Here is a 12,767-nt window from a genome sequence, read left to right as displayed (position 1 = left end):
GCAGGGCGCTTGACATCAATTCGAAGATAGATTCGAATGTACGCTATGCGATGGAACACGCAAACGGTGGCCGAACCGCTCCCCGGGTCGGACAGCGGCCTCCCGGCCCAGCCGCCCCTCCTGTCCCTTGCGGGCGCGCTGCGCACGGTGAGGACGCCGGAGTTCCAGGGAATCACCTTCCACGAGGTCGCCGCGAAATCGGCGCTCAACAAGGTCCCGCCGGCGTCCTCGATGCCGTTCCGCTGGACGGTCAATCCATACCGTGGCTGCAGCCACGCCTGCGTGTACTGCTTCGCCCGCAATACCCATACGTATCTCGACCTCGACGCCGGCCTCGACTTCGACCGGCAGCTCGTCGTCAAGGTCAACGTCGCGGAGGTCCTCCGAGCGGAAGTTTCGAAGCCCTCGTGGGACCGAGAGCACGTGGCCCTGGGCACCAACACGGACCCGTACCAGCGGGCCGAGGGCCGCTACGCACTCATGCCGGGGATCATCAGGGCATTGGCAGGCTCCGGCACACCGTTCTCCATCCTGACCAAGGGCACCCTCCTCGCACGTGACATCCCGCTGCTCAAGGCCGCAGGGGCCAACGTGCCGATCGGTGCGGGGATCTCCCTCGCAGTGCTGGACCCCGAGCTCCAAGCGGCCATCGAGCCGGGAACGCCGTCCCCCGCCGCGCGCCTCACGCTCATCTCGCGCCTCCGCGAGGCCGGCCTGCCCTGCGGCGTCATGGTGATGCCGATCCTGCCCTGGCTCACGGACTCGGAGGAGCATCTGGACGCTCTCATGGGAAAGCTGGCTGCGGCGGGGGCAACCGGGGTGACGACCGGGGCGCTGCACCTGCGGCCAGGAACCCGCGACTGGTTCATGGGGTGGCTGGCCCGCACCAATCCACACCTCGTGGGGCGGTACCGCAGCCTCTACGCGAAGGGCGCCTACGCTCCGGCTGAGTATCGCTCGTGGCTGGGGAAGCGAGTTGCTGCGGCCAAAGCGCGGCATGGGTTCGGGCGAGGTTTCGAGCGCGATGAGGCCTTTGGACATCGGGATGCCACAGCCCACGCCGAACGCCCGCTCAGTGGCGAAGGAGCACACCGCGGCGGCGGCCACGCTCGGCGCGGCGGCTCTGAGAACCCCCGGCATCAGGAAAGCCCCCCGCTGCAGGATGCCCTGTTCTAGGACAGTGCTCTCTTAGGACGGCGCCCTCTTCTAGGGCAGCGCCTTGTTCCAGGACAGCCCGCCTTCTGAGCCGGTGAGTCCCGGCGCGGCACAGGTCGACACGGCTGCCCGCGTCTAAGCCAAGTGTCTGCGGAGCGCGTCGACGATCGGGAGGTCCGCGGGTATCCAGGGCAGGTCCATGATCCGGTCGCCGTCGAGCTCGACCCAACGAAGCTCGTCGTGGTCCTCGAGTGGAGCCGGCGCCCCATCGTGCACCGCCGCAACCCATACCCGCATCGCGGCCGCCCCGCTGAGCGGCCAGCCCTGCACCAGCGGACCGGGGATCTCGTCACCCAGGACCACGCTCACACCGAGTTCTTCGCGCAGCTCCCGGCGGAGTCCGTCCTCGGGCGCCTCTCCCGCCTCGACCTTGCCGCCCGGGAACTCCCACATCCCCGCGAAGGCCTCGGGCGCCGTCCGCCGTGCCACGAGGAGCCGCACGGGCCGCTCGAGCGAGTCGACGATCGCGCCGCCCACGACCTGCAGGAGCCCTCCGTTGTCCGCGGGTTCCGCGCTGCCCTCAGTCTGCGTCTGCACGAGTCACAGTCTAGGCAGGGCCCATGGAATGACCCTGCGCGCCGTAGAGTTGGCAAGGACCGAGGGCCAACGCTGTTCCTCCACCTTCGCCCATGCCACCCGAGGAACAACGCCGTGCCAACGCCCGAACGTCCCCTGGCCGACTCGGCCCCACCCCACCAGACACGACCCGAGCAGTCACTACTCGAGCAGCCCGCGGACGCGGTCGCTCCGCGCACCCACCGCCCCTCGACGCTGCTCGCCCCGCGCCCGCTGTTCTGGGCCATGCTCGCCCTCGGTCTGGGCGGATTCGCCATCGGCACTGTCGAGTTCGCGACGATGGGCCTTCTCAAGGAGATCGAGCGCGGTCTCGCCATCAGCACGCCCGAGGCCGGACAGCTCATCTCCGCGTACGCGCTCGGGGTCGTCGTGGGCGCTCCCCTCCTCGCGGCCTTCGGCGCACGACTGCCCCGCAAGGCACTCGTGCTCGGCCTCATGGCCTTCTACGGGATCGCGAACCTGTCCTCGTTCGTGGCCGCCGACTACGGGGCGATGCTCGTCTCACGCTTCGCAGCGGGCCTCCCCCACGGCGCATACTTCGGCACGGCCGCCGTCATCGCCGCCTCACTCGTGGCGCCGACGAAGCGCGGGTGGGCCATCGCCACGGTCATGTCCGGCCTCACCATCGCCAACGTGCTCGGGGTCCCCGCTGCCACGTGGCTTGGGCAGTCGCTCGGATGGCGGCTCCTGTTCGTCGTCACGGGCGTGATCGCCGTCGTGTGCGTCGCCATGGTGGCACGGTTCGTCCCCTATGAGCCGCCCCACCCCGAGGCGAGCATCAGGCGCGAGCTCTCGGCCCTCAAGAGGGTGCAGCTCTGGCTGGCCCTCGCTGTCGGCGTCGTCGGATTCGGCGGCTTCTTCGCCACCTACACCTACATCGCGCACACGATGACCGGCGTTGCCGGCCTGCCAGAATCTCTCATGCCGGTGGTCGTCGCGCTCTACGGGCTCGGCATGGTCGCGGGCAACATCGTCGGAGGCCGGCTCGCCGACCGCTCGGTCATGGGCACGATCTACTGGGCGCTGGCCGCCGTGGCGGTGGTGATGGTCCTCTACGGGCTCGCCGCACCTATCTGGCCGCTCGCGCTGGTCATGGTGTTCGTGGTCGGCGGCTCCGGCTCGATCCTGATCCCCGCCCTGCAGGCCCGCCTGCTCGACACCGCTCCGGGTGCCGCGACCCTGGCCACGTCATTGAGCCACTCCGCCCTCAACGTGGCCAACGCGCTCGGTGCGTTCCTGGGCGGTGCGGTCATCGCGGCGGGCTGGGGCTTTGTCGCCCCGGCATATGTGGGCGCGGTCCTGGCCGTACTCGGCCTGGGGATCGTCTTCGCCAGCGGTGTCCTCGAACGCCGCCGGCCGCTCACCTGACGAGCTAGGACGCGTCCCCGCGCGGGATGTCGGGCTCGAGGTAGATGAGGCGCGCACTGGGGACGGCCGCGCGGACGCGGGCCTCGGCGTCGTCGATCGAGCGGGCGATCTGCTCACCCGTGGCACCCCTCGTGACGCTGATCTTCGCTCCGACGAGGAGGTCCTCAGGTCCGAGGTGCATAGTCCGGAGGTGAATGACCCGGGTCCCGTCGCCGGCAAGGGCCGCCTCGATCTTGGCGACATCCGCCGCCGTGGCTGATTCCCCGAGAAGCAGCGAGCTTGTCTCGACCGCGAGGATGACGGCGATGGCCACGAGGAGCACACCGATCATCGCGGTGCCGGCGGCATCCCACAGTCCGTTCCCTGTCGCGACCGTCAGGGAGACGCCGAACAGCGCGAAGACGAGGCCGACGAGGGCGCCGAAGTCCTCGAGGAGGACCACCGGCAGCTCGGGCTGCTTCGCATTCCGGATGTACGAGACCCAGGACTGGGTGCCCCTCGTATGGCTGGCCTCCTTGATGGCCGTGCGGAAGGACAAGCCCTCTGCGATGACCGCTCCGACGAGGACCGCGATAGGTACCCACCACCAGCCGCCCTCGATGCCGTGCGGGTGCTGGAACTTCTGCCACGCCTCGTACAGGGCAAAGAGTCCGCCCACGCTGAAGAGCACGATCGAGACGATGAACGCGTAGATGTACCGCTCGCGCCCGTAACCGAAAGGGTGCTCCGGATTCGGCTTCTTCCGTGAGCGCTTCCCTCCCACGAGCAGGAGCACCTGGTTCCCCGAGTCGGCGACCGAGTGGATCGCCTCGGCCAGCATGGATGACGACGCGGTCAGTGCGAAGGCGACGAACTTCATCACCGCGATGGCCAGATTCGCAGACAGCGCCGCGACAACGGCCTTGGTCCCACCGCCAGAAGCCATGAAGATTCCTTTCGAGTGATCGGCCCCGCGGGTGCGTGCGGCGCCGTACGAAGACCAAGCTACCGGCTGAGCTGGGTAGCTGGCGTACGCCATCCGTGAGGGTCAGCGCCGCTGGCTCCGCGCGCTCGCGTACAGGCAGACTGTGGCCGCGGTGCCGACGTTGAGGCTCTCGGCCCGGCCGTACAGCGGCACCGCGACCCGGTGGTCCGCGAGGGCCTTCTCGGCCTCGTTCAGGCCCTGCGCCTCGTTGCCGAAGAGCCAGGCCGTTGGCCCCTCGAGCCGGTACCCGCTGCCCGCTGCGGCCGCGTCGGATGCTTGGACGCCACCCGCCCGCCGTGCCGCTGACTCGTCCTGGAGGATGTCGAGATCGAGGGGACCTGCGCCGTCGGCTGCGAGGACCCCGTGACCAGCGGCGCGTGCCGCGTCGACGAGGGCCGCAGTCTCAGCGGCGAGCACCACGGGGACGTGGAAGAGTGAGCCCGCCGTGCTGCGGACCGCCTTGGGGTTGTAGATGTCTACGCTGCCGGAGGTGAGGACTACCGCGTCGGCGCCCGCCGAGTCGGCGGCCCGGAGGATCGTCCCGGCGTTCCCGGGATCCTGGACGCGACACATGACGGCGATAAGCCTCGGGCGGGCGGCGAGGACGGCATCGAGCGGAACATCGAGCATCGGGCACACCGCGACGATTCCCTGGGGGCTCACGGTGTCCGCCATCGCCGCAAGCACGTCATCGTCGGCCAGCCGGAGGAGGCCCGTCCCCTCGGCGAGATGTGCGATCTCGGGATACCGCGAGAGGCAGGCCTCGCTCGCGTAGAGCTCGACGACGGCCGGCTCCTTGCCGTCCGCGCGCCGCGCAGCGTCGAGGCGAAGCGCCTCGCGGACGGCCTGCGGGCCCTCCGCCAGGAACTGCCGGCGTCGGTTCCTGGCCGTTCGGGTGGCCAGCTTGGCCACGTCGCGGACACGGTCGGCTCGGGGGTTGGTCATGGTCTCGCTCGGCATCACGGACCAACTCTAGCGAGGGCTTCGGGCCGACGGCGCGGAATGCCCCGGGGACGCAACAGCGCCCGCGCAGCTGGGGGGCTGTGCGGGCGCTGTGGAACGCGACGGGCCTGGTCCGCTGGGGACCGGTCGGCCCCGCGGATGCTACTTGGCGGCCGGGGCGTTTACGTCGGCCGGGAGGGCCTTCTTGGCAACCTCGACGAGGGCCGAGAACGCGGCCGCGTCGGAGACGGCGAGCTCGGCGAGCATACGGCGGTCAACCTCGACCTCAGCGGCCTTGAGGCCCTGGATGAGGCGGTTGTAGGTCAGGCCGTTGGCGCGGGACGCAGCGTTGATGCGCTGGATCCACAGGCGGCGGAAGTCGCCCTTGCGCTTGTGACGGTCCTGGTAGCTGTACACGAACGAGTGCAGCAGCTGCTCTTTGGCCTTGCGGTACAGGCGCGAGCGCTGACCACGGTAGCCGGACGCCCGCTCGAGGACGGTACGGCGCTTCTTGAGGGCGTTGACTGCCCGCTTCACACGTGCCACGTGCGTACTCCTTTGAATCTCTCCCAGACACCCAGACGCAGTGCGTCCGGCCGGGGATGGCTGTTGGCCCCTGGATCAGGACCGGTGGGTGGAAGAAACTAGATGCCGAGCATCCGCTTGATGACCTTGGCGTTGCCGCCCGTGACGATCTTGTCGCCCGCAAGGCGGCGAGTGAGCGTCGACGGCTTGTGCTCGAGGTAGTGGCGGCGGTTGGCCTGCTGGCGCTTGAGCTTGCCGGAACCGGTCAGCTTGAAGCGCTTCTTGGCGCCGCTGTGCGTCTTCATCTTCGGCATGGGAACCGATCTCCTTTTGCTTCCCGCGGCACGGTGGCCGCGGATTTCTCTCGCGGCCTGCTCGCGCAGGCCGACTGGTTGCTACCGCCCGCCGGTGCGTGACCGGCGGCCGGAGGACTCGATGGGCCGGTCCCCCCGCTCTGACGAACAGAGACGGCCCGGACCGGGTCTGGCTAGTTGCCCCGCCGGCCGGACGGCCGGGGTGCCGTCGGCTTCGGGGCGGAGGGCTTCGGTGCTGCCGGGCGCGGAGCCCCCGGCTTAGGAACGGCCGGCTTCGGCGCGCCAGCGGCCGGTGCCGCCGGACGCGGAGCCGCAGGCCGTGCGGCCGACGGCGCGGGGGCCGCCGGCGTTGCGGGCCTCGCCGCAGCTGCGGCCGGCGCCTGCGCCTTGGGTGCCGGGGCCTTCGGTGCCTGCGCCTTGGGGGCGGGCACCTCGGCCTTCACAGGCTCGGCTTCCGCAGCGGCATGTGCCTCGGCCTCCACAGGCTCGGCTTCCACGGGTGCCTCCGCCTTCGGGGCCTCAGCCTCGGCCGCGGACTCCTCGACCTCGGACTCCTCGACCTCGGCCGCGGGCTCCTCGACCTCGATGGCCGACGCATCAACCTCAAGGGCCGCTGCGCCACTCTCAACAGCCGATGCCTCGTCTGCAGATGCCTGTGCCGCGGCAGCCGCTTCCCGCTCGACGGCGGCCTCGCGGGCCCGCGCGGCCTCGAGGAATTCGGGCGGGAGCGCATCGCCGATCGACTGCGTCATCGACGACTGGCCCTCAGTGACGGGAGCGGCCTTCGCCGCCTCTGCCTTGGCCTTGTCCGCTGCACGCTGGGCAGCACGGCGGGCCTCCGCCTTGGCCTCGGCCTTGTTCTTGAGCGGGCCGATGACCATGACCATGTTGCGGCCGTCGATGCGCGGGGTGGACTCGATCGTGCCCACCTCGGCGACGTCCTCAGCGAAGCGCTGAAGCAGGCGGATGCCCATCTCGGGACGCTGCTGCTCACGGCCGCGGAACTGGATCATGGCCTTGACCTTGTCGCCGGCGCCGAGGAAGCGCAGGGCGTGGCCCGTCTTTGTCTCGTAGTCGTGCTTGTCGATCTTGAGGCGGAAGCGGATTTCCTTGAGAACCGTGTTCGTCTGGTTCTTACGGGCCTCGCGCGCCTTGACCGCAGCCTCGTACTTGTACTTGCCGAAGTCCATCAGCTTGCATACCGGGGGCTTGGCCTGCGGCGCCACCTCGACCAGGTCGAGATCTGACTCTGCTGCCAGTCGCAGCGCATCCTCGATGCGCACGATACCCACCTGCTCGCCCGCAGGGCCGACGAGGCGAACCTCGGGGACGCGGATTCGATCATTGATGCGTGGATCGCTAATGTTCAGGCTCCTGTACTTTGACGGACGTGCCCCGGCAACAAGGAAGGCCCCCGATTGCCGGTGCAATCGGAGGCCTCGGATGGGAGCACGCCCTCACGGGGCGAGCCTGCTCGGAACGGCAATGCCGCCCCGGCCAACCTGAGTACCCGGCAGCTTTCCGGCCGTGAGGCTCGGACGCCGACAGGTGGGAGGTGATCTCCGCTTGCAAACTATCAGTCGAGTATACAGGGTGAACGCAGCAAAACCCGCAACAGTGCCATCGAGTGATCTCGGAGGCCTGCCGTGTGGGCTTCGTCAACTGTGTAACGACTTCCAGTCGGTCTGTGCCAAGCTTATCAGCATGACCACCAGCCCCTCCTCCCCCGCGGAGCAGCACCGCCACAGCTTCGCCGACGACCAGCCCGCCGACGCCACCGACGTTAGCGCCGAAGTGCGCGACATCGCCGAGGTCGCGGCCGTTGAAGTCATCACGACGACGGCGGTTCACCTCATGAGCGCGGCGGCGGTCAAGTGTGGGTTGGCGGCCGGGGCGGATGCCGAGAACCTCAAGGACCTCGACGAGGCCCGCAAGCTCATCACGGCCCTCGCCGGACTCGTCACGGCGGCAGCCCCCGAGATCGGCTCGCAGCACGCAGGGCCGTTGCGCGATGGCCTCCGGTCACTCCAGCTCGCGTTCCGCGAGGCGTCCACGATCCAGGATGCGCCGGGCAAGGGCCCGGGCGAGAAGTACACGGGCCCCGTCAACTGACAGCTCGGAGTCAGTTGGGAGTCAACTGGCACCTCGGGGTCAACTGGCCCCTCGGGCCAGCTCGCCTCACGCTGCAGCCTGAGGCGAGCGGCGCCGTCGCACGCCCTGCGCCACGATCCCCGCGGCGCACAGCAGGGTTCCGGCAGCACCGATGCCCACGAACCCGGCCCAGGGGCCGATCGAGTCGATCAGCGTGCCGGTGAGCGGCGAGCCGAGAGCCGTCCCCGCCGTCAACGCGGAGCCGTACCAGCCCATGGCCTCACCCCGCCGATCCTCGGAGACGAGCTCGGCCACCCGCTCCGACGCCGCGGACAGGGTCGGCGCGCAGAGCAGCCCCGGGAGGATCGAGAGCAGGCTCAGGCTCATCGTGTCGTAGGCGAAGCCCAACGGGATGGTCAGCACGCTCATGGCCGTGAGCAGCACGAGCGGTGACACCGCCCGGTGCACGGCCCCGTACAGCACCCCGCCCACGAGCGAGGCGGCGCACCAGAAGAAGAACACGACGCCGAGCTGCACGCCCTCTCCGTGCCCGCGCAGGAGGGCGACGATACCCACGTCGGTCCCCGACAGGACCATCCCGGCACCGGCCGCGACGGCCATGACCACGACGACGGCGACGCTCACCCAGGCGACTCCCCCGCGGGTCCTGCCCAGCAGGAGGCGCAGGCCGGACGAGCCGTCAGCTTGGCCCGACGCGATCTCGGTCGGTGCGGGCGACTCCGCCGAAGCGCTGCCCGAGGGCAGGTCCGCGCCGTCGAGGACCTCGCCGATGCCCGTCACCGCGCCCGGCTGGCCCGAACGCGTCGGTGGGTTGAACCACATGAGCGCAAGGCCCGCGAGGGCCGCCGACACGCCCACCGCAGTGATCCCCCACACCGTGGAGACGTTGACGGCGACGACGGCTGCCAGCGCGGGCCCGACCATGAACGTGACCTCGGTGCAGATCGAGTCCAGCGCGAACGCGGTGCGGCGCTGCGCGGCGTGGGTCATGACGCCGAGGGACTGCCGGACCACGGAGAAGATCGGCAGCGCAAAGAGGCCTCCGACGAGGGCGGCAACAAGCAGCCAGGGGTAGTCCAGATGTGGAGCCACCCCCCACACGACGGCCTCGGCCACAACCGACGGGATGAGGGCGGACCGCAGGCCGGCGGTGTCCACGCGCCGCCCCCGCCAGGGCGCTCCGAGGGCGATCCCGATCGTCAGGACCGCAGCGACCGCGCCCGCGGCGCCGTACCCGAGGTTGAGCGTCTGGACCACGTGCAGCGTCAGGAGGACGCCGGCGGCCGAATGCGGGAGCCTCGCGACCATCGCCACGAGCAGCAGGCGGCGTACTTCCTTCCGTCGCCAGAGCTGCCCGTACTGGGCGAAATCCATGAGTCTTCCTCGTGATGTGCGCCGCCCGGGATGCTGGGCGGAACTCAGCTGGGGGCGGAGCGGACCTTGAGCTCGATCGAGTCCACGGACTCCGCGAACCGCGGGCTGCCAGCGAGTCTGCTGTTCAGCTCTGACACCGTCTCACGCACCGTCTCGGCTGGCAAACCGGGAGCGAGCGCGAGGGTGAGACGCAGCTCAGGACCGGGGCCCCCGCCCGCGACTACCCGACCGGAGGCGTCCCTCGAGGCGACGCCCGCGCCCGGTCCGATCTCGATGCCACGGACAGGAGCAAGCCCCTCCACGGCCCGCTCCACGTCCGCCACGAGTGAGGGGTCCGCGTACGACGGCCTCCACTCGCGCTGCTGGGCGAGCGCCCACACCGCGGGGCGGCGAAGTACGAACGTGAAGGCCGCGCCGGGGTCAAGCACGAGCAGCTCTGCGCCCTCGGAGACTGCCGAGAGAGCGGCGCGCGGCGCGAACACGGCCACCGGCCTCGCCTCGCGGTGCCACGCCTCGAGTCGCTCAACCGATGTGAAGACCGGGAGGGCCTTCCGGCCGTCCGGGGCGGAGAGGGTGACGAGCGCCATGTCCGCCTCCTTGTCCTGGGCGAAGCCATGCTCGCCCATCCCACCCTCAGCGAGGCTCGCGACGACGGCAACGAACACGCGCGCCGCTGCGAGCGCGCGGTGGACGCCCACCTCGTCGTCGGTGCCCACCACGAGCCTTGCGAGGGCCTCGGCCACCGCCTGGTCGGCGGTCCCGTCATCCGTGTCGAACTGGTGCAGGGGGTTGCCCTCGCCGCTCAGGTCGCGGCCTGACCACGACTGGCCGGCCGAATCTGAGGGGCTTCCAGCGCGCGCAAGGGCTGCGGCGATGTGCCCGGGGAGGTGCCGCTGCCCACTGGGCGACCCCGCGCCGTCGTGCGCGTGAGGGTGCTCGTGCGCTTGTCCGTCTTCGTGCGGCACCTAGCGCCGCCCGGCGATATCGAGCGCCTCCGGGAGCGTGAACTGGCCCGAGTAGAGGGCCTTGCCGACGATGGCGCCCTCGACGCCGAGCGGCACGAGGTCGCGGAGTGCGCGAAGGTCATCGAGGCTCGAGATGCCGCCCGAGGCGACGACGGGCCGGTCGGTGCGCGCGCACATCTCCTTGAGGAGCTCGACGTTCGGGCCCCGCAGGGTGCCGTCCTTCGTCACATCGGTGACCACGTAGCGCGCGCAGTCGGCGTCCTCGAGCTGGGCCAGCACGTCCCACAGGTTGCCGCCCTCCTTGGTCCAGCCTCGGCCCGCGAGGGTTGTACCCCGCACGTCGAGCCCGACGGCGATCCGGTCGCCGTGGCGCGCGATGGCCCTCGCGGTCCACTCGGGGTTCTCGATGGCCGCCGTGCCGAGGTTCACGCGGGCGACACCGAGGCCGAGCGCCTCCTCGAGGGACGCATCGTCGCGGAGGCCGCCGGAGAGCTCGACCTTGAGCGAAAGGCTCGAGACGACCTCGGCGATGAGGGCCCGGTTGTCCCCCCGGCCGAACGCGGCGTCGAGGTCCACGAGGTGGACCCATTCGGCACCGGCGTCCTGCCACGCGTGCGCGGCGTCGAGCGGGGACCCGTAGCCGGTCTCGCTCCCGGCTTCGCCCTGCACGAGCCGGACGGCCTGGCCGTCAACGATATCGACGGCGGGCAGCAGTTCGAGGATCGGCTCCTCAGCGGTCATGATGTCTCCCTCACATGTCACGATTCCCAGCAGGCACGGTCTCGGCGGCGTCAGATGCCTGCGGCGCCGGGTGCCTGCGGCTTCAGGCTTCTGCGGCCGCGGCTCACGCGGACGGCAGTGTCAGCAGATACGCCGCCACGAGTGCGGCGGCGGCGAGCACACCGAAGGCGATCCAGGTCCAGTTCGGCAGGCCCTGCTTGCGGAAGGACAATGCGCCGCCCACGAGCAGCCCCGCAAGGCCGAAGAGCAGTACTGACCACATGCGTCAGGACGCCTCTGTGCCAGACGCCACGGGCGTGGCAGGCTTCCTGAGCGAATCGACCCAGTTCCGCAGGAGGCGTGCCCCGGCGTCGCCCGACTTCTCGGGGTGGAACTGGGTTGCGCACAGCGGGCCGTTTTCGACCGCGGCGATGAACGGGGCCCCATGCTCGCTCCACGTGACGAGCGGCGGAGCCATGAGCGGTTGTGCCACCTCGAAGTCCCAGCTCTGGACGCCGTACGAGTGCACGAAATAGAAGCGCTCGTTCTCGACGCCGGCGAAGAGCTTCGACCCCTCGGGCACGGTCACGGTGTTCCAGCCCATGTGCGGGACCACCGTTGCGGGCAGCAGTTCGACGGTTCCGGGCCATTCGCCGAGGCCCTCGGCCTCGACGCCGTGCTCGATGCCCTTCTCGAACATGACTTGGAGCCCGACGCAGATCGCGAGCACGGGCCGCCCGCCGGCCACCCGCCGTCCGATGATCCGCAGGGCGTCGACCGACTTGAGCTCCTCCATGACCGTCGCGAACGCGCCCACGCCGGGGACCACGAGGCCGTCCGCGTGGAGCGCATCCTCCGGCTTGGCGCTCAGCGTCACGGCGGCGCCGGCCCGTTCGAGCGCGCGCACCGCGGATCGGACGTTTCCGGAACCGTAGTCGAGCACGACGACGGTCGGTCGCCCCTGCGGGTCCGGCTCCTTCTCGCTCACGTGGCGCGGATCCACGACGACGGCCCCCTCAGTGCCGTCAGGGGCGTCCGGGAGCGCGTCGGGCGCCCCAGTCACAGGGCGCCCTTGGTGGAGGGGATCGCGTCACCGATGCGCGGATCAGGCTCGACTGCGGCCCTGAGTGCGCGCGCGAACGCCTTGAACTGGGCCTCCACGATGTGGTGCGGATCGCGGCCGGCAAGCACGGTCATGTGGAGGCAGATGCCCGCGTGGAGCGTGATGGCCTCGAAGACGTGGCGCGTGAGCGAGCCCGTGAAGTGGCCGCCGATGAGGTGGTATTCCTGCCCGGCGGGCTCGCCGGAGTGGACGAGGTAGGGCCTACCCGAGACGTCGACGACTGCGTGGGCGAGGGCCTCGTCGAGGGGAATCGATGCCTCGCCGAACCGCCGGATTCCGGCCTTCGTCCCGAGCGCCTGCTTGAGCACCTCGCCGAACGTGATGGCGATGTCCTCGACCGTGTGGTGCACGTCGATGTGGGTGTCCCCTGTCGCCTTGACCGTGAGGTCAATGAGCGAATGCTTGCATAGCGCCGTGAGCATGTGGTCGTAGAACGGGACGCTGCTTGAGATGTCCGCACGGCCCGTTCCGTCGAGATTGATCTCGACGAGAACAGACGATTCGCTCGTGGTCCGCTCCATCCGCGCCGTGCGCTGGGTCACGAGGGCGGTCTGCAGCTCGGTGCTCAT

Annotated in this window: 15 protein-coding genes; 3 read left to right on the top strand and 12 right to left on the bottom strand. The window is 70.2% G+C overall.

What is annotated here, in order from left to right; translation table 11 throughout:
• Positions 1–45 precede the first annotated feature (45 nt).
• Entirely contained in the window at positions 46–1,176 is a 1,131-nt protein-coding gene (locus RBS60_RS18390) for an Rv2578c family radical SAM protein (protein ID WP_307958989.1), read from the top strand.
• A 114-nt stretch (positions 1,177–1,290) separates the two neighbouring features.
• Here the strand turns inward: RBS60_RS18390 and RBS60_RS18385 are convergent, their stop codons facing one another.
• A complete protein-coding gene (locus RBS60_RS18385; protein WP_307958988.1) occupies positions 1,291–1,752 on the bottom strand; it encodes a (deoxy)nucleoside triphosphate pyrophosphohydrolase in 462 nt (153 codons plus the stop codon).
• 264 nt (positions 1,753–2,016) lie between these two features.
• Between RBS60_RS18385 and RBS60_RS18380 the strand changes: the two genes are divergently transcribed.
• Positions 2,017–3,159 carry an MFS transporter gene (locus tag RBS60_RS18380; protein ID WP_307959035.1) on the top strand — a complete coding sequence of 381 codons (1,143 nt, stop codon included), beginning with the start codon at positions 2,017–2,019 and terminating at the stop codon, positions 3,157–3,159.
• 4 nt (positions 3,160–3,163) lie between these two features.
• On the opposite strand, the gene RBS60_RS18375 is transcribed toward RBS60_RS18380, so the two are convergent.
• The 5 genes from RBS60_RS18375 to infC form a co-directional block, all read right to left on the bottom strand.
• Positions 3,164–4,084 (bottom strand): cation diffusion facilitator family transporter, encoded by a 921-nt coding sequence (locus tag RBS60_RS18375; protein WP_307958987.1) that lies wholly within the window; start codon positions 4,082–4,084, stop codon positions 3,164–3,166.
• A gap of 102 nt (positions 4,085–4,186) precedes the next feature.
• Positions 4,187–5,083 carry an RNA methyltransferase gene (locus RBS60_RS18370; protein WP_307959034.1) on the bottom strand — a complete coding sequence of 299 codons (897 nt, stop codon included), beginning with the start codon at positions 5,081–5,083 and terminating at the stop codon, positions 4,187–4,189.
• A 144-nt stretch (positions 5,084–5,227) separates the two neighbouring features.
• Positions 5,228–5,611 (bottom strand): 50S ribosomal protein L20, encoded by a 384-nt coding sequence (gene rplT / locus RBS60_RS18365; RefSeq protein ID WP_307958986.1) that lies wholly within the window; start codon positions 5,609–5,611, stop codon positions 5,228–5,230.
• 98 nt (positions 5,612–5,709) lie between these two features.
• The gene (gene rpmI / locus RBS60_RS18360; protein ID WP_307958985.1) at positions 5,710–5,904 is read right to left on the bottom strand and encodes a 50S ribosomal protein L35; all 195 of its coding nucleotides are present in this window, start codon (positions 5,902–5,904) and stop codon (positions 5,710–5,712) included.
• A gap of 173 nt (positions 5,905–6,077) precedes the next feature.
• Entirely contained in the window at positions 6,078–7,334 is a 1,257-nt protein-coding gene (infC, locus tag RBS60_RS18355) for a translation initiation factor IF-3 (RefSeq protein WP_307958984.1), read from the bottom strand.
• 274 nt (positions 7,335–7,608) lie between these two features.
• On the opposite strand from infC, the gene RBS60_RS18350 reads away from it, so the two are divergent.
• A complete protein-coding gene (locus RBS60_RS18350) occupies positions 7,609–8,016 on the top strand; it encodes a DUF1844 domain-containing protein (protein WP_307958983.1) in 408 nt (135 codons plus the stop codon).
• A 66-nt stretch (positions 8,017–8,082) separates the two neighbouring features.
• Here RBS60_RS18350 and RBS60_RS18345 read toward each other — a convergent pair whose 3' ends face one another.
• The 6 genes from RBS60_RS18345 to hisB form a co-directional block, all read right to left on the bottom strand.
• The gene (locus RBS60_RS18345; protein ID WP_307958982.1) at positions 8,083–9,390 is read right to left on the bottom strand and encodes an MFS transporter; all 1,308 of its coding nucleotides are present in this window, start codon (positions 9,388–9,390) and stop codon (positions 8,083–8,085) included.
• A 44-nt stretch (positions 9,391–9,434) separates the two neighbouring features.
• Positions 9,435–10,355: an SseB family protein gene (locus tag RBS60_RS18340; protein WP_307958981.1), complete on the bottom strand. Its 921-nt coding sequence runs from the start codon at positions 10,353–10,355 to the stop codon at positions 9,435–9,437.
• A complete protein-coding gene (priA, locus tag RBS60_RS18335) occupies positions 10,356–11,096 on the bottom strand; it encodes a bifunctional 1-(5-phosphoribosyl)-5-((5-phosphoribosylamino)methylideneamino)imidazole-4-carboxamide isomerase/phosphoribosylanthranilate isomerase PriA (RefSeq protein ID WP_374049311.1) in 741 nt (246 codons plus the stop codon).
• A gap of 103 nt (positions 11,097–11,199) precedes the next feature.
• Positions 11,200–11,358, bottom strand: coding sequence for a hypothetical protein (locus RBS60_RS18330; RefSeq protein WP_307958980.1), 159 nt, complete (start codon positions 11,356–11,358; stop codon positions 11,200–11,202).
• Positions 11,359–11,361: 3 nt separating this feature from the next.
• Positions 11,362–12,078 (bottom strand): imidazole glycerol phosphate synthase subunit HisH, encoded by a 717-nt coding sequence (hisH, locus tag RBS60_RS18325; RefSeq protein ID WP_307959032.1) that lies wholly within the window; start codon positions 12,076–12,078, stop codon positions 11,362–11,364.
• 56 nt (positions 12,079–12,134) lie between these two features.
• A complete protein-coding gene (gene hisB / locus RBS60_RS18320; RefSeq protein WP_307958979.1) occupies positions 12,135–12,767 on the bottom strand; it encodes an imidazoleglycerol-phosphate dehydratase HisB in 633 nt (210 codons plus the stop codon).

It is taken from the genome of Sinomonas sp. ASV486 (assembly GCF_030908215.1).
Lineage (GTDB): Bacteria > Actinomycetota > Actinomycetes > Actinomycetales > Micrococcaceae > Sinomonas > Sinomonas puerhi.
The sequence above is the reverse complement of the archived record's forward strand: the minus strand, read 5'-3'. Positions and strand labels throughout refer to the sequence as shown.

Bases quoted from the DNA above. Each gene is read 5' to 3' on its own strand.
- rpmI (WP_307958985.1), bottom strand. From the start codon at position 5,904: ATGCCGAAGATGAAGACGCACAGCGGCGCCAAGAAGCGCTTCAAGCTG.
- RBS60_RS18390 (WP_307958989.1), top strand. From the start codon at position 46: ATGCGATGGAACACGCAAACGGTGGCCGAACCGCTCCCCGGGTCGGAC.
- RBS60_RS18350 (WP_307958983.1), top strand. From the start codon at position 7,609: ATGACCACCAGCCCCTCCTCCCCCGCGGAGCAGCACCGCCACAGCTTC.
- RBS60_RS18375 (WP_307958987.1), bottom strand. From the start codon at position 4,084: ATGGCTTCTGGCGGTGGGACCAAGGCCGTTGTCGCGGCGCTGTCTGCG.
- RBS60_RS18370 (WP_307959034.1), bottom strand. From the start codon at position 5,083: ATGCCGAGCGAGACCATGACCAACCCCCGAGCCGACCGTGTCCGCGAC.
- RBS60_RS18345 (WP_307958982.1), bottom strand. From the start codon at position 9,390: ATGGATTTCGCCCAGTACGGGCAGCTCTGGCGACGGAAGGAAGTACGC.
- RBS60_RS18330 (WP_307958980.1), bottom strand. From the start codon at position 11,358: ATGTGGTCAGTACTGCTCTTCGGCCTTGCGGGGCTGCTCGTGGGCGGC.
- RBS60_RS18380 (WP_307959035.1), top strand. From the start codon at position 2,017: ATGCTCGCCCTCGGTCTGGGCGGATTCGCCATCGGCACTGTCGAGTTC.
- hisB (WP_307958979.1), bottom strand. From the start codon at position 12,767: ATGAGCACCGAGCTGCAGACCGCCCTCGTGACCCAGCGCACGGCGCGG.
- priA (WP_374049311.1), bottom strand. From the start codon at position 11,096: ATGACCGCTGAGGAGCCGATCCTCGAACTGCTGCCCGCCGTCGATATC.